Source organism: Streptomyces sp. 35G-GA-8, assembly GCF_023534745.1.
GTDB lineage: Bacteria > Actinomycetota > Actinomycetes > Streptomycetales > Streptomycetaceae > Streptomyces.
Genome location: NZ_JAMHJQ010000013.1, coordinates 13807 through 29831 on the forward strand (window position 1 = coordinate 13807; position 16025 = coordinate 29831).

At 72.0% G+C, this 16025-nt stretch carries 11 protein-coding genes; 5 read left to right on the plus strand and 6 right to left on the minus strand.

Features of this window, described 5'->3' with window-relative positions; genetic code table 11:
- Positions 1-101: 101 nt before the first annotated feature.
- The 3 genes from M1203_RS27705 to M1203_RS27715 all read right to left on the minus strand — a co-directional run bounded on the left by M1203_RS27705 (position 102) and on the right by M1203_RS27715 (position 6043).
- Positions 102-1661: a DUF5719 family protein gene (locus M1203_RS27705; protein WP_249952539.1), complete on the minus strand. Its 1560-nt coding sequence runs from the start codon at positions 1659-1661 to the stop codon at positions 102-104.
- Positions 1658-5539, minus strand: coding sequence for a glycosyltransferase family 2 protein (locus M1203_RS27710; RefSeq protein WP_249952540.1), 3882 nt, complete (start codon positions 5537-5539; stop codon positions 1658-1660). Before M1203_RS27710 ends, M1203_RS27705 begins: the two co-directional genes overlap by 4 nt.
- A gap of 240 nt (positions 5540-5779) precedes the next feature.
- A complete protein-coding gene (locus tag M1203_RS27715) occupies positions 5780-6043 on the minus strand; it encodes a WhiB family transcriptional regulator (RefSeq protein WP_014046372.1) in 264 nt (87 codons plus the stop codon).
- A 719-nt stretch (positions 6044-6762) separates the two neighbouring features.
- Here M1203_RS27715 and M1203_RS27720 point away from each other — a divergent pair.
- From M1203_RS27720 to M1203_RS27730, 3 genes are read left to right on the plus strand one after another with little or no spacing between them, the layout of a single operon-like run.
- The gene (locus M1203_RS27720) at positions 6763-7263 is read left to right on the plus strand and encodes a cysteine dioxygenase family protein (protein WP_249952541.1); all 501 of its coding nucleotides are present in this window, start codon (positions 6763-6765) and stop codon (positions 7261-7263) included.
- A gap of 60 nt (positions 7264-7323) precedes the next feature.
- A complete protein-coding gene (gene cofD, locus M1203_RS27725; protein ID WP_249952542.1) occupies positions 7324-8280 on the plus strand; it encodes a 2-phospho-L-lactate transferase in 957 nt (318 codons plus the stop codon).
- Positions 8277-9569: a coenzyme F420-0:L-glutamate ligase gene (locus M1203_RS27730; protein ID WP_249952543.1), complete on the plus strand. Its 1293-nt coding sequence runs from the start codon at positions 8277-8279 to the stop codon at positions 9567-9569. Before cofD ends, M1203_RS27730 begins: the two co-directional genes overlap by 4 nt.
- A 23-nt stretch (positions 9570-9592) precedes the next feature.
- Here M1203_RS27730 and M1203_RS27735 read toward each other — a convergent pair whose 3' ends face one another.
- From M1203_RS27735 to M1203_RS27745, 3 genes are all read right to left on the minus strand, one after another.
- Positions 9593-10585 carry a DNA-3-methyladenine glycosylase gene (locus M1203_RS27735; RefSeq protein WP_374404146.1) on the minus strand — a complete coding sequence of 331 codons (993 nt, stop codon included), beginning with the start codon at positions 10583-10585 and terminating at the stop codon, positions 9593-9595.
- A 489-nt stretch (positions 10586-11074) separates the two neighbouring features.
- Complete coding sequence (locus tag M1203_RS27740; RefSeq protein WP_249952544.1) at positions 11075-12157, minus strand: NDP-sugar synthase; 1083 nt, start codon at positions 12155-12157, stop codon at positions 11075-11077.
- Between the two features lie 97 nt (positions 12158-12254).
- The gene (locus tag M1203_RS27745; RefSeq protein WP_249952545.1) at positions 12255-13547 is read right to left on the minus strand and encodes an N-acetylmuramoyl-L-alanine amidase; all 1293 of its coding nucleotides are present in this window, start codon (positions 13545-13547) and stop codon (positions 12255-12257) included.
- Between the two features lie 127 nt (positions 13548-13674).
- Here M1203_RS27745 and M1203_RS27750 point away from each other — a divergent pair, with 127 nt between their 5' ends.
- Together M1203_RS27750 and M1203_RS27755 are read left to right on the plus strand one after the other, a co-directional pair.
- Positions 13675-14427, plus strand: a complete 753-nt coding sequence (locus M1203_RS27750) for a TIGR03089 family protein (RefSeq protein WP_249952546.1) — start codon at positions 13675-13677, stop codon at positions 14425-14427.
- Between the two features lie 267 nt (positions 14428-14694).
- Positions 14695-15993, plus strand: a complete 1299-nt coding sequence (locus M1203_RS27755) for an LCP family protein (RefSeq protein ID WP_249952547.1) — start codon at positions 14695-14697, stop codon at positions 15991-15993.
- Positions 15994-16025: the final 32 nt, after the last annotated feature.

The window sequence follows — 16025 nt, forward strand, 5'->3', positions numbered from 1 at the left end:
GACGCCACCGGGCCCGCCCTCGGACCACACCATCGGGTCCGCCCCCGGACCACACGGCCGGGCACCGCCCTCGGGCGGACCACCTGCTCGGAAAAGACTTTCTAGCTGCCGTCGTCCAGGATCGACAGGTCTTCCCTGGCCTTCGGTACGGACACGGTCCCCCGGTCGTCCGGCAGCGTCTGGACCGTGAACATCGGGACATCGTCCTCGGGCAGCGCCAGCGTGCGCGCCGCGTGGACCGGACCGCCGCCCGGCTCCGGCTCGACCGTCAGCGCGTACGAGCCCTTCAGCCCGCCGGGCACCGGCGGCGTGACCGCCAGGGTCGTACCGCCCTTGACCGTGTACATCTTCTCCGCCGGCTCGCCGCCCCCGGTGCCCGCCGAGGCCGTGACCTTAACCTTCGCCGTCGCGCCCGGCGCGGTCAACGAGAGCGTCGAGCCCTTGGCCCGGTTGTCGGCGACGGTCGACCGCGACGCGATCGCCGCGGTCGCCGGGATGAACGCGATCTCCCGCTTCTCGCCCTTGCCGCGCACCACACGCAGCGCCGCGACGACCGGGGCCGGGCGCCCGCCCTCCGCCGGGGAGAGGATCAGCGAACCCGCCTGGCCCTTGGTGATGTCCGCCAGTTCGAGGCTCGCCGTCATCTGCGACTTGACGTGCAGGCTCTCATTGCCCGCCGGGGTGATCGTGCTCTCGGCGCCCGCCAGTTGCACCTTCAGATCGGCGTCGTCGGAGCCCGTCGAGAACGCCACTAGCCGTACGTCCGTGGCGTCCGCCGGGATTCCGGGCAGCACCAGCCGGGCCGCCGGATCCGCGGCGGCGGCCAGCCAGTCGCTGCCCCCGGCGGAGTCCGCGACGCGCACCGCCGCGCCCACCCGGCCGGAGCGGGTGGTGACATGGACGGTCACATCGGTCTCGGCCGCGGTGGTGAGGGTGGAGAGCAGCACCGGCACGCTGGACCTGGCGGGCACCGGAATGCCCTCGCCCACCTCCGACTTGACCGCGCCGTCCTTCCCGTACAGCTCGATGTCGGCGACGGCCGCGGTGTCGTCGGGGTTGGTGAGATGGACGTAGTCCTGCCGCGACCTCTCGGTGCTCGCGCCGGGGAACCAGAAGTCCGTGTCCGGGGCCGTGCAGCTCAGGCCGAGCACTCCGCGCGCGTCGCCGACGCCGACCGTGGTGGTCTGCTGGGTGGTCCAGCCGGGCGCGAACCGGCCGGTGGCCATGCCGACGAGAGCGGGTGCCTCGGCGCCGCTCGCCTCCACGGAAACGGGTTTGCCGGGCTCCTTCAGGCTGAGGAACGGCTTGCCCTTCGCCGGGTCCTTCGTCCCGCCCGCCGCGTCCGTCCCGTCCTTCGCCTTGTCGTCGGAGGCACCCGTGTCGGCGCCGTCGACCAAGGTGACGACGGACTCCGCCAGTTCGGCCGAGCCGGCCGAACCACTGTCCGCCGTGCCCGCCGGTGTGATGGAGGTGTACGTCGTCTCCGCGACGTCCGAGACGCTCGGCGCGGGACAGAGCTGGCTGGTGCGCTCCACGGGCAGCCGGGCCGGGGTCCCGTCGGCGGCCGTGCCGCCCGCTTCGGGCGCGGTCAGGGCGGCGAAGCCGGTGACGGCGGCGAGGGCGGTGGCGGCCGCGATCAGGGAGAGGGTCGTACGGTTCACTGGTTACTGCTCCCGTCGGGGCGCTGGCGCTGTTCGTTCTCCGTGCCGTCGGCGTAGGGCCGCTGGGGCCCGGGGGGCTGCTGGGACTGCTGGGGCTGCTGCCCGTAGCCGTACGGGTCGTACTGGCCTTCCCCCTGGAACTGGCCGTCCCCCTGGAACTGACCTGCGGGGTACTGCCCGCCCTGGTACTGCCCCTCCTGATACTGGCCCGCTGGGTACTGGCCCTCCTGGTACGGGTCCGCCGGGTACTGCTGATACGGCTGCTGGTACTGGCCCTCGCCATACTGCTCGCCGTACTGCCGTTCGTTCGGGTACTGGGCCTGCGTGTACCCTGCGCCCGCATAGGTGCCGGCGTCCCACTCGCCGTACGCGGCCTGCTCAGGCACCGTCCCGTAGGCCGACTCCCGCTCCCCCTGGTCGGCTTGGCCCGGCCCGCTGCCGTACGGCTCCTCAAAGGGCGCCCCGGGTGCGGCGGGCGCCGGCGGGACGGCCGGCTGCCGCGCGGTCGCGTACTCCCCCGTCTCACCTCTCTCGCTCGCCCCCGCACCCGCACCCGCCGGATCGGGCTCCGGGCCCGGTCCGTCCGCCTGGGCCTCCGCCTCCGCCGCCGCGCGCAGCCTGCGCGCGCGCCGGCCGTCGCCCGCCAACGCCTGCGTCGGGATCTCGATGTCCTCGTCGGGCAGATCGTCATCGATCTCCCGGCGACGCCCCGGCAGGGCGAGCACCAGCAGGACGACGGCGAGCGCGCCCTGCGCCCAGATCCACGCGGTGTGCGTGATCGGGTCCTCGTAGGTGAGGTCGAGACGGCCGCCCTCGGCGGGCAGTTCGAAGCCCTGGGCCCAGTCGTCGACGGTCTTCTTCGTCAGCACCTTGCCGTCGAGCGTGGCCTGCCAGCCCTCGGCGGCCCGGTCGGCGATCCGCAGCACCCGTCCGGAAGCGCCGGCCGGGATCTTCGTGTGTGCCTCGACCGGCTCGGACGCCACGGCCAGCGGCTCGCCCTCGCCCTTGCCGTCGACGATCGTGGCCCGCGAGATCTGCCGGTCGACGCGCCACAGCGCGCTGCCGTCCAGCTGGCTCAGCCGGGTCAGCCCCGGGGTGGCGTCCAGCACCCGGCTGGTCTGCCGCGGCACACCGTCCCGTACGAGTACGTAGCGGATCGCGAAGCCGCTGAGCTGGTCGGTCTGGTCGGCGCCGGAGCCCGCGACCAGATTGGCGACGACCTTGTCGAGCCGGGGATCGCCGCCGCCCGACGCGGTCAGCTCGGCGTCGCCGAGCCGCCCGCCCGAGCCGCGCACCAGCGAGTACGAGACCTCGGCCGCCGACGTACCGCCGAGGACGAGCGTGCGCGGCTGGTCGCGGGTGATGCTCTCCTCCGCGACGAACGCGGGGACCTGCACCGGGTCGCGGCGCTCCAGCGGTCCGGACGCGCCGCTGATCATCCAGCCGAAGGCGGCCAGCAGCGGTGCGAGGCCCGCCGCGACGGCGATGAGTACGGCGACCGGCTGACGCCAGCCGAAGCTCTCCGCGGCGACCCGCTCCCGTGCGCCGTCCGCGCCGAGCACGGCCGCCGCGATCAGCGCGAGTCCGTAGAGCAGCGTGGCGGGTCCGGCCCAGCCGGAGTTGTTGGTGAGTACGGCGAAGACCAGCGCGAGGATCGCGACGACCCAGGCCGAGCGGATCGCGAACTGCCGCTCACCGCGCAGCAGCGCCGCCAGCGCGGCGAGCACGATCCCGATCAGCAGGATGCCGCCCGCGGCCTTGGGACCGCCGGGGCTGATGCCGAGCAGATCGAGCGCGGAGGCCGTTCCCGTACCGAACTCCAGTCCCGCCTCCTGGAAGAAGGCGGACGGCGAGGTGAGCAGCGAGAGCGACCAGGGCGCGAGCAGCAGCAGTGGTGTGCCGAGCCCGGCGAGCACCCGCGGCCCGTACGCGGCGAGGTCGTCGCGGCGCAGCGCCAGGACACCGAGGCCGAGCAGCAGCGCCACCGGCCATACGACCGGGGTGAAGGCCATCGCGAACGTCAGCAGGAAGGCGTACGCCCAGGTGGCTCGCCAGCTGCCGCGGCTCTCCCCGCTCGCGACGCCGCCCGCCCCGCCGCGCATCCCGTAGGCGGCGACGGCGGACCGGGCGATCAGCGGCAGCAGGATGGCGAGTACGGCCGTACCGAGCCGTCCGGTGGCCAGCGCGCCGGTCGCGGCGGGCAGGAAGGCGTACGCGATGCTCGCCCAGGCGCGCAGCAGCCGCGATTCGACCAGCGGCCGTGAGGCGAAGTAGGCGGTGACTCCGGCCAGCGGGACGGAGCAGACGAGCAGGAGGGTCAGCGCGAAGCCGGTGGAGCCGAGGAACAGCGCGGAGAGTGCGGCGAGTACGGCGAGATAGGGGGGCGCGGTCTCGGTGACGCCCGTACCGACGGGATGCCAGCCGTCGGCGTAGCGCGACCAGAGCTCGCCGACATCGGCGGGCGCGGGCAGCAGCGCCCCGCCCGCGAGCGCGCCGCCGCCGAAGAGTCCGCGGCAGGCGATGAGCGAGACGAGCAGCAGGATCCCGAAGAGGACGGGGCCGGGCTTGTGCGCGAGCTTCTTGAGCCGGGCGAACTGCTCGATCTCCATGAAGTCGGCTTCGTCACCGCCGGGCCCCGACTCGACGGCGCCGTGCCGCGAGCCGCCCGCGTCGGCGTCCGAGTCGCCGCCGAGGCTGCCGGCGATCTGTTCGACGGTGGCCCTGATCGTGGCGCCGGGCGGCGGGAAGAGCGGGCGCAGCTCGGCCGCTTCGACGACGCCCTTGCCGCGCCGGCGCCGCGCGCTGATGATCCGGCCGGGCCGCAGCAGGGTGCCGAAGAGCCCCATCACCTCGTCGACGGCCTGGCCGGGCACCTTGCCCACGAGATAGGCGAGGGTGCGCAGCAGGGTGCCGAGGACAAGACGGAGCAGTACGTAGGGCAGGACGGTGGCCCGCGCGTTGGCGAGCATGGTGTAGACGGCGCCGGCCTTGTCGACGCGGTGCGGGTTGACGACGGAGCGGCCCGCGCAGTCGACCGTACGGCGCTCCCGGGCGGCGGCCTCGGCGTGCCGCAGGACGGCGTCGGGGGCGACGAGCACCCGGTGGCCGGCGGCGTGCGCGCGCCAGCACAGGTCGACGTCGTCGCGCATCAGCGGGAGCCGGCGGTCGAAGCCGCCGAGTTCGTCCCAGACGTCGCGCCGGATGAGCATGCCGGCGCTGGAGACGGACAGGACGGTACGGACCTGGTCGTGCTGGCCCTGGTCCTGTTCGCGCCGGTCGAGTCCGGTCCAGCGGCGTCCGCTGTTGGCGATGGAGACGCCGACTTCGAGGAGTTGCTTGCGGTCGTACCAGCCGCGGAGTTTGGGTCCGACGATCGCCGCGTACTGGTCGGAGTCGGCGACGCGCAGCAGCTCGGCGAGCGCGTCGGGGTCGGGCGCGCAGTCGTCGTGGAGGAGCCAGAGCCACTGCACCGGTTCGCCGTGCGGCAGTTCGGGCATGTCGTATGTGTCGTCGCGCCAGCTCCGGGTCACCGGATCCCAGCCGCTCGGCCGCTTGAGATAGGGCAGATCGTCGGGCGTGAGCACCCCGGCGGTGCGTACCGCCTCCTCCACGGCCGTACCGAATCCGGACCGGCGCGCGAGATGCAGGACGCGTTCCGGGCCGAGCGCTTCGGTGAGCAGCCGGGCGGAGTCGTCGGCGCTGCCGGTGTCGGCTGCCATGACGTTCTGTACGGGGCGTTCCTGGCCCAGCAGCCCGGCGAGGGCGTCGGGCAGCCAGCGCGCACCGTCGTGGGCGACGAGCACCGCGGTCACGACGTGCCGCGGGAACTCGGGGGCGCTGGCGGTGGCGGAAACGAACGCGGCGGTGGTGGGGGACATTGAGGTAGCGGGCCCTCCGGCCGGGGGGTCGCCCCGAAGGGGCGTGGGAGCGTCTCGGACGGGGCCCCACACTAACGGTAGGGGGGAGCGGCGGCGGACGGGCGGGAAACACAACGGTCCGCCGTCTGCGGGGAGGTGCAGACTGCGGACCGTGCCATACATAGGGAGTGGTGCCGGTCGTTCCGGGCGACCGGGCGGTCTTCGGCCGCGGCCACCGCGACCGGACCGGCGAGGCCCCGGTCAGATCGCGGCCTTCTTCAGCCGGCGCCGTTCACGTTCCGACAAGCCGCCCCAGATACCGAATCGCTCGTCATTGGCGAGGGCATACTCAAGGCATTCGGATCGGACCTCACAGGCGAGACAGACCTTCTTGGCCTCACGCGTGGAACCGCCCTTCTCGGGGAAGAAGGACTCGGGATCTGTCTGGGCGCACAAGGCGCGCTCCTGCCAGCCGAGTTCCTCGTCCGCGTCCTCGACCAGCAGTTGCTGGAACAGCTCGGTCATGTGCGCCCCTCGTCTGTCTTTTGCGTCCCCGTGATGTGGCCGCTATCGATTTCGGCCGAACGACACGAGTGAAATTACAAGTGCGTGGCTCCGGCCAGGTCAAGCCGAGATCTGCTATTGGGCCCGGTATTCACTCTGCGGAACCAAGGCTATGCGGAAAGTGTTCAAATCACCAAAAACCTGACACATGCCACTGGCCTGTTCGCATCCACCCCCTTCTCGACAAGAGAGACGCCGAAAACCGCAACCTTGTTGCGGATCACCCCCCGGAAGCGATCCGGATCACAGTCTGATCACGAGGGGCGTGAAGGTGTTTACGAGCACAGTCGCTGCCCGATGTGTCCGCGTCCACCGCCATGCAAACCACTCCGCGACCGGATCAACCGGATGAGGTGAAACATTGCGGCCAAATCGTCCATTGAGTTGACATCCGTCACCGGATTCGCAACCTTTGGTTCCATGTCAGCGAACCCCGCGCCCACCGCGACCCACCTCCGTGGACACCGCAGCGCTCTCCGGGTCCGCTGTTGCTGTTCCAGCTCCGCCTGCTGTTGACGCCTCCGGGCTCCGGCCGTCCGTTCCGCTCCCGCTGAGCACTCTCGTGTGATCTCACGCGTCTCCCCCCGCGTCGCCCGTGCTCGTGGATTCCACGCACCCGTCGCGTCCGCGCAGCGGCCCCCTTTGTCTTTCTGCTCTTTCTGCCGAGGAACCACCGCCCCATGAACAGCGACAGCGACCTCCAGATCGCCGGCGACCTCCTTGAGGTCCCGCACCTTCTCCAGCCCGCCCGGGAGCACCCGGCGACGGTGGCCGAGTTCGCGGGCCTCGCGCGCGCCCTCGCCGCCGACCGCGCGCAGTGGGCCCCGCTCGTCCAGTACGACGCCACCAGCCGCTGGTATCACCGGCTGCGCACGGGGCCCGGTTATGAGGTGTGGCTGCTCTCCTGGGTGCCCGGCCAGAGCAGCGGATCACACGACCACGGCCGGTCCTCGGGGGTACTGACCGTGCTCGCGGGCGAGCTGACGGAGCGTTCGGAGAGCGGGAGCCGGGCGCTCGCGCCGGGCGCGCAGCGGGTTTTCGCGCCGGGCTATGTCCATGAGGTGGTCAATGACGCGATCGAACCGGCCGTGAGTCTGCACATCTACTACCCGGGTCTGACCGAGATGCCCATGCACTCCGCGCGCTGCGCCCCGGCGGCACAGGACGTCGTCCCTGCCTGAGCCACCCGGAGCCCGACCACCACCCCTCAACGATCACCATTCGGCTGACAGACTGTCTCTATGCGCATTGTGGTTCTGGCCGGCGGTATCGGCGGCGCCCGCTTTCTCCGCGGCCTCAAGCAGGCCGCGCCGGACGCGGACGTCACGGTGATCGGCAACACCGGTGACGACATCCATCTGTTCGGGCTGAAGGTCTGCCCCGACCTCGACACGGTGATGTACACCCTCGGCGGTGGCATCAATGAAGAACAGGGCTGGGGGCGTACGGACGAGACGTTCCAGGTCAAGAGCGAGCTGGCGGCGTACGGCGTGGGGCCCGAGTGGTTCGGCCTGGGCGACCGCGACTTCGCCACCCATATCGTCCGTACGCAGATGCTCGGCGCGGGCTATCCGCTGAGCGCCGTCACCGAGGCGCTCTGTGCCCGCTGGAAGCCCGGCGTACGGCTGCTGCCCATGTCCGACGACCGCGTCGAGACGCATGTCGCCGTCGATGTGGACGGCGAGCGCAAGGCCGTGCACTTCCAGGAGTACTGGGTGAAGATGCGGGCGTCCGTGGACGCCCAGGCGGTCGTCCCGGTCGGCGCCGACCAGGCCAAGCCGGCGCCGGGGGTGCTGGAGGCGATCGCCGCGGCGGACGTCATCCTCTTCCCGCCGTCCAACCCCGTGGTCAGCATCGGCACGATCCTGGCCGTGCCCGGTATCCGGGAGGCCATCGCCGAGGCGGGTGTCCCGGTCGTCGGCCTCTCCCCCATCGTCGGGAACGCGCCGGTGCGCGGCATGGCCGACAAGGTGCTCGCCGCGATCGGCGTCGAGTCGACGGCCCAGGCTGTCGCCCTGCACTACGGCTCGGGGCTGCTTGACGGCTGGCTGGTCGACACCGTGGACGCCGCGGCCGTGGCCGGGATCGAGAGCGCGGGGATCCGCAGCCGCGCCGTCCCCCTGATGATGACGGACCTGGACGCGACCGCCGCGATGGCCCGTGAGGCGCTGGCGCTGGCCGAGGAGGTACGGGCATGACGTCGTACCGCGTCCGCGCCCTGCCCGGACTTCCGGAGGTCCGGCCGGGCGACGACCTCGCCAAGCTGATCGTGGCCGCCGCTCCCGGGCTCACCGACGGCGATGTCCTGCTGGTCACCTCCAAGATCGTCTCCAAGGCGGAGGGCCGGATACTCGCGGCCAGTGACCGTGAGGCGGCCATCGACGCGGAGACCGTACGGGTCGTCGCGCGGCGAGGACCCCTCCGTATCGTCGAGAACAAGCAGGGTCTGGTCATGGCGGCGGCCGGCGTCGATGCCTCCAACACCGCCGCCGGAACGGTGCTGTTGCTGCCCGAGGACTCCGACGCCTCGGCCCGGGCGATACGGGAGGGGCTACGGGACGCGCTCGGCGTGGACGTCGGGGTGATCGTCACCGACACCTTCGGGCGGCCCTGGCGCAACGGCCTCACCGATGTGGCGATCGGGGCCGCCGGCGTGCGCGTCCTGGAGGATTTGCGCGGCGGGACCGACGCCCAGGGCAATCCGCTGAACGCGACCGTCATCGCCCTCGCCGACGAGCTGGCCGCCGCCGGTGACCTGGTGAAGGGCAAGGCCGAGGGGCTGCCGGTCGCCGTCGTGAGCGGCCTGGGCCACCTCGTCGGCGACACGGACACCGACGCGCGGGCGTTGGTGCGGGTCGCCGCGGACGACATGTTCCGGCTCGGCACGTCCGAAGCGGTACGGGAAGCGGTCACCCAGCGCCGTACGGTCCGGGAGTTCACGGACGAGCCGGTCGACCCGGCAGCGGTACGGCGCGCGGTCACGGCCGCCGTCACCGCCCCGGCGCCGCATCACACGACACCGTGGCGGTTCGTCCTCCTGGAGTCACCCGGGTCGCGGCTGCGCCTCCTCGACGCCATGCGCGACGCCTGGGTCGCGGACCTGCGCCGTGACGGCAAGTCGGAGGAGTCCATCGCCAAACGGGTCCGCCGAGGCGACCTCCTGCGCAAGGCGCCGTATCTGGTGGTCCCATGCCTGGTGACCGACGGCTCGCACACCTACGGCGACGCCCGGCGCGACGGCGCGGAGCGCGAGATGTTCGTGGTCGCCATGGGCGCGGGCGTGCAGAACTTCCTGGTGGCGCTGGCCGGTGAGCGGCTCGGCTCCGCGTGGGTCTCCTCGACGATGTTCTGCCGGGATGTCGTACGGGACGTGCTGGACCTGCCCGCGGACTGGGACCCGATGGGCGCGGTGGCGGTGGGCCACGCGGCCGCTCCGCCGAAGGACCGCCCGGCGCGGTCGCCGGAGTCCTTCCTCACGGTGCGGTAGCCGGTCCTCCCGCAGGCCGGTTCTCACAGCCGGGCGATGTTACGGACCTCCATCCGGGGCGCCCGGCGGGCCGGGGTCCGGCCGCTGAGCAGGATCAGCCGGGTCGCGCGGTGCCGCTGGCCGGCGTACGGGGCGAGGAGTTCGAGCATCGCCGCGTCGTCGGCGTCCCGGTCGTCCGCGAGCGCGTGGCCGATGATGCCGGGGAGATGCAGATCGCCGACGGTGACCGCGTCGGGGGCGCCGTTAGAACGCTGCACGACCTCGGCGGCGGTCCACGGGCCGATCCCGGGGATCAGCTCCAGCCGGGCGGCGGCGCGCTCCGGGTCCATCGCCGCGGCCTCCTCCATCCGGCGCGCGACCCGGACGGCGCGCAGGATCGTCGAGGAGCGCTTGGCGTCGACACCGGCCTTGTGCCACTCCCAGGACGGGATCATCGCCCAGGTCCTGGCGTCGGGCATGACGTACAGCCGCTCGTGCGCGAGTCCCGGGGTCGGGCCCGGGGCGGGCTCGCCGTGCCCGCGCACCAGGAGCCGCCAGGCGCGGTACGCCTCGACGGTGGTGACCTTCTGCTCCAGCACGGACGGGATCAGCGACTCCAGCACCAGTCCGGTGCGGCAGAGCCTCAGTCCCGGCCGGCGCCGCTGGGCCTCGACGACGAGGCGGTGCCGGGGGACGAACGCGTCCGGGTCGTCGCTCGCGCCGAGCAGTTCCGGGAGCTGCTCCAGCAGCCACGCGGCGCCGTCGCCCCACGCATCGGCCTCCACGACGCCACCGCGCCGCACGACCCGCAGCGTGCCGGGCCCGGCGGGCGTCCGGGAGGCCCGCCATACGGAACCGTCCGGGTACGCGCGAAAGGTCGGATCGGCGGGCCCGCGCCTGAGGGGGCCGAGCACGAGCCCGAGGTCGTAGGGGTCGGGGGGCGTCCACTGGCGCCGCAGCCCGGGGCCGTGCTCGGTGCGGGGCGCGGGCGCGCGGCGGGGCGGGGGTACGGGTCGTTGTGCGAAGCGTCCAGCCACGGTTGCGGTCCTCGGGGGTCGGGGTCACCCCCGAGGCTAAGCGCCACGCTTGCCTCCGGCGGTGGCGGGTCTCCGGGGTGCGTTTCGGCTGGGGCCGGTTTTCGTGTGCGGGTTGTTGCCGGGTGGCGCTCCGGGCTCGCATCCGGGACTGCATGATTTACGGCGCGCAGCTGGCCTGTCGTTGGTTCGGGCGTCCGCGCGCCACAAATCACGCTCTACGTCCCGGACACGACCCCTGCGCGCCCCCCTTCACCGCCCGTCACCGACTGGCCCGGCCGACCGCGAGGCCGAGGGCGCCCACCGAGGGGAGGGGGTCGGGGTCGTAGGAGGTGCGTGTCCGGACACTAAAGCGTGATTTGTGGCGCGCGAACGCCCGAACCATCGTCTGGGCAGAGTCGCGCCGTAAATCGTGCCGTCCGGACATGTACCTCCGGAGGCCCCGGCCCCCGGCCGACGAACACGCAACCGCAACCGCACCGCACCGCACGGCTACACGTCGGACGAGAACCTCACCGCCCCCGCCGGCAGCACCGCGTCGCACCACACCCGCACCCCCTGCCTCAGCTCATTGTCCGCGCCCACCACCGCCCCGTCCCCCACCACCACATCCGACAGCACCGCCCGCGCCCCCACCCGCGCCCCCGTGCCTATCAGCGAGTTCGTGATGACCGCGCCCGGTTCCACGACCGCGCCGTCCAGGATCGCGCTGCCCGCGACGCGCGCGCCGTCGCCGATCAGGGCCGCCGGGCCGATCACCGTGCCGCCGGTGAGCTTCGCGTCGGGGGCGACCGTGGCCGTCGGCAGGATCAGGCGTTCGCCGCACCGGCCCGGGACCGCCGGGGACGGGGCGCGGCCGAGGACGAGGTCCGCCGAGCCGCGTACGAAGGCCTGGGGGGTGCCCAGGTCGAGCCAGTACGTGGAGTCGACCATGCCCTGGAGATGCGCGCCGGCGGCCAGCAGGTCGGGGAAGGTCTCCCGTTCCACCGAGACCGGCCGGCCCTCCGGGATGGAGTCGATCACCGAGCGCCGGAACACATAGGCGCCCGCGTTGATCTGGTCGGTGACGATCTCCTCGGGGGTCTGCGGCTTCTCCAGGAAGGCCGTCACCCGCCCGTCGGCGTCGGTGGGGACCAGACCGTAGGCGCGCGGGTCGTCGACGCGGGTCAGATGGAGGGAGACCGCCGCGCCCGACGACGCGTGGGTCCGCACGAGCGCTCTGATGTCGAGGCCGGTCAGGATGTCGCCGTTGAAGATCAGCACCGGGTCGTCGGGCCCGGAGTCCAGCCGGGAGGCGACGTTCCGGATGGCGCCTCCCGTACCGAGCGGTTCGCGCTCGGTCACGTACTCCAGGCTCAGCCCGAGGGACGAGCCGTCGCCGAAGTAGGGCTCGAAGACCTCGGCGAGATAGGACGTGGCGAGGACGATGTGTTCGACGCCCGCCGCGCGCGCCCGTGCCAGCTGGTGGGTGAGGAAGGGGACGCCGGCCGCCGGCACCATCGGCTTGGGGGTGCGGGCGGTGAGCGGCCGTAGCCGGGTGCCCTTGCCGCCGACCAGGAGGATCGCTTCTGTCACCGTGTCGTCTCCGCTTCCTGCTGGGGTCGGCGCTTCCGTCCGTACATGCATACACGTACGCGCACACAGAACCGACCAGTGTTCGCGACCGCTCGCGTCAGCGGCGCTGGTATCCGCCCGCCGACGTGCGTACGGCGCTGAGCTTCCCGTAGAGGCGGTTTCCCGGGCAGTCCGTGGAGAATCCGTCCCGGTGCCCGGAGATGGCGTTGAGCCTGACCTTTCTGCCCTTGCCGTACTTTCCGCTGCCCCCGGATGTCAGCGTGACCTTCCCGCGTGCGTTGATGCCGTGCAGCCCGAGCTTCCACGCGGAGAGTTTGGCGACGGCGGTCGTCGCCGCGGCACGCGGGTTCGTGCCGCCGTACGTTCCGAGGACGGCGATGCCCACGCTGTTGGCGTTGAAACCGAGTGTGTGGGCGCCCCGCACGGGCCTCGCCACTCCCCCGGCGCGGCCTTCGTAGATGTTTCCGCACTTGTCGATGGCGAAGTTGTAGCCGATGTCGCGCCAGCCACTGCTCTTGACGTGGTAGCGGTAGATACCGCGCAGGACGGAGGGGGCCTGCTTGCAGCTGTAGTTGTTGCCCGTGGCGCTGTGGTGGACGAAGGCGACCTTGACGGTCCTTGAGTAGCCGAGCTGTTTCTCGCGGAGCCTCTCGTCCGCGCCCCAGCCCTTGCGCGAGACGATGCGCGGGCGCGGTGCGGCGTTCGACCTCGCGGAGTCGGGGAGAACGGGCGGTGTCCCGGCCCTGGGCAGGGTCGGGGGCGCATCCTCGGGCGCGGGCCAATCGCCGCCGCCCTCGGGGGAGATGGCGGTGCCGGGCACGGGCTCGCCGTCGTCCTGGGGATCCTCTCCCGGGTCGATGAGTTCGAGCCGTAGCCCGTGCGGCAGCGGCGTGTGTGCCAGTCCGCTCCCGTCCTCCTCGGCGGCCCGTACGCGCAGTTCCACGCCGTCCGAGCCACCGACCCAGAGCGGGGCGGTGGAGCCGCGCGTGTGTCCCGAGTCCCGTTCCCTCGTGCCGAGGTCCGCGCCGTGTTCCTGGTTGTGCGTCTCCAGGTCCTGCCAGTCGGACCAGAGGTGCGAACCGGTCGCGCGGGTACGGACCTGGACCGTGCCGCGGAGTTCGGCGTCCGCGTCGTCCCAGACGACTCCGAGCAGCGAGAAAGGACTGACGTCGCGCCGCGTCACGCCCTGTTCCGCGGCGGTGCCCAGGGACCGGTTCGAGCCGACCGCGCTCAGGGGAAGCGAGTGGGTGGAGCCCGGTACGGCGGGCGTCCCCGTGTTCTGTGTGGCCTGTGGGACTTGTGGGGCGGCGTTCGCGCCCGACGGGGTCAGCGGGAGGACCAGGGCGGCGGTGCACGCGACGCCGATCGAGGTTGCAAGTGAGGCACGCATGTGCCGATCCTGGGCGCGCCCCGACCACCACGCCCGTCGGGAAAACTGACGGCCCGTCGGTCCAACCGGTGTACCCCGTCACCGGTACGGCGGTGGCGCTCCGGCGCTCCGGCGTACCCTTTCCCGGGTGAACTCCAGCGACCGTACCCCTGCCGACCTGCTGCGATCCGCTCTCGCCACAGACCCGGCCCGCCCCTTGGTCACGTTCTACGACGATGCCACCGGTGAGCGCGTCGAATTGTCCGTGGCCACCTTCGCCAATTGGGTGTCCAAGACCGCGAATCTGCTTCAGGGTGATCTCGCCGCCGCGCCCGGCGACCGGCTCGCGCTGCTGCTTCCGGCGCACTGGCAGAGCGCGGTGTGGCTGCTCGCCTGTTCCTCGGTCGGTGTGACGGTCGAGATCGGCGGTGATCCGGCCGGCGCGGATCTGGTGGTCAGCGGCCCCGACACGCTGGACGCGGCGCGCGCGTGCCACGGCGAGCGGGTGGCGCTCGCGCTGCGTCCGCTGGGCGGCCGTTTCCCCCAGCCGCCCGAGGGCTTCGTGGATTACGCGGTCGAGGTGCCGGGCCAGGGCGACCGGTTCGCGCCGTTCGCGCCGGTGGATCCGGACGAATCCGCGCTGATCGTCGGTGGTACGGAGCTGTCCGCGGCCCAACTCGTGGCGCGCGCGGGCGCGGACGCCGTGGAGCGCGGTCTCACGCCCGGCTCACGGCTGCTGTCGGGGCTGGCGTACGACAGTTGGGACGGGCTTTCGGCCGGGCTGTACGCCCCGCTGGCGGCGGGCGGATCCGTCGTGCTCTGCCGCAATCCCGGGAAACTGTCGGCACAGGAGCTCGAACAGCGCGTCACGAGCGAACGCGTGACCGACAGGGCGATGTGACGCGCGGCGGGCGGGCAAGACCGCTACCGGCCAAACCCGCCCGCCCCGAAGGACGTACGGAAGCGGGGAGCCTGCATCTGAGAATCCACTGAGAAAACACCTACGTAAAACGTATTATCTGTTACATAACGGACCCTGCTATCAGGGTCGTCGCCCAACCTCGGTTACGTGATCGGCGATACCTGCGACCCGTGGCACAACCAAGCGCGGCGCTCGCCCGTCTACCCCTGCAACCGGCGGCCCAGTGCGCCGCCGACGCCCTGAAGGATGGACGCAGACGTGACCGACAGTGCTGGCACGGCGACCGAACCGGACACCGAGTCCGGCAGACAGCCGTCGACCGGAGCGCCCGGGCTCGCGGGTGAGGACACCGAAGCCGCCGCCCCGCCCGCCGGCCCCAACCCCAAGCGCCACTGGCTGCGTTGGGTCGCGCTGGGCACCTCCGTCGCCATCCTGGCCACCGCCGGGGCCGGCTGGTGGTTCTACCGGAAGCTCGACGGGAACATCACCACCGACACCTCCGCCGCCGCCGAGTTGCACACGTACGAGAAGGAACGCCCCACCCCGGTCGCCCTCGACGCGCAGAACATCCTGCTCATCGGCTCCGACAGCCGCTCCGGCGACGGAAACGGCAAGTACGGGCGGGACGACGGCGGTTCACAACGCTCCGACACCACGATCCTGCTGCATCTCGCGGCGGACCGGAAGAGCGCGACGGCCATGTCCCTGCCCCGCGACCTGATGGTGGAGATACCCAGCTGCGCCAGGCCCGACGGCACCCGGAGCCGGGCCCAGTTCGCGCAGTTCAACTGGGCGTTCGAGGCAGGCGGCGCCGCCTGCACGATCCGTACGGTCGAGAAGCTCACCGACATCCGCGTCGATCACCACATGGTGGTCGACTTCAGCGGCTTCACGGACATGGTGAACGCGGTGGACGGAGTCGAGGTCTGCCTCGACGAGCCCGTCAAGGACGTCCAGGCGCTGCTCGAACTGCCCGCGGGCCGGCAGACCCTCGACGGCGAGCAGGCCCTCGGCTTCGTACGCGCCCGCCATGGCATCGGCGACGGCAGCGACACCCAGCGCATGGACCGCCAGCAGCGATTCCTGGGGGCGCTCTTCAAGAAGGTGCAGAGCAATGGGGTGCTGCTCAATCCGGCCCGGCTCTATCCGGTGCTGGACGCCGCGACCAAGTCCCTCACCACCGACCCGGGGCTGAACTCTCTCAGCGACCTTTACGAACTGGCACGCTCCATGCAGAGCGTACCGATGGAAAAGGTGCAATTCCTGACCGTGCCGCGACAGCCGTATGCCCAGGACCCGAATCGCGACGAACTCGTTCAGCCCGCCGCGAAGAGCCTCTTCGAGCAGCTGCGCGAGGACAACCCCGTTTCGGTCTCTCCGGACGAGACGGACACACAGAGCCAGAGGAACGAGGAGAAGAGTGACGACTCCGTGAAGAATTCGGGGAACGGCAGCGACGGCGGCAGCGGCACCCCGGCACCGGAGAGCCCTTCTCCGGCCCCCACTTTCCAGGGGACAAACGCCGCGGTGGGCATGTGCGGGTAAAGCCGGACCCAAGGGCAGCTCTTCAGTCCATG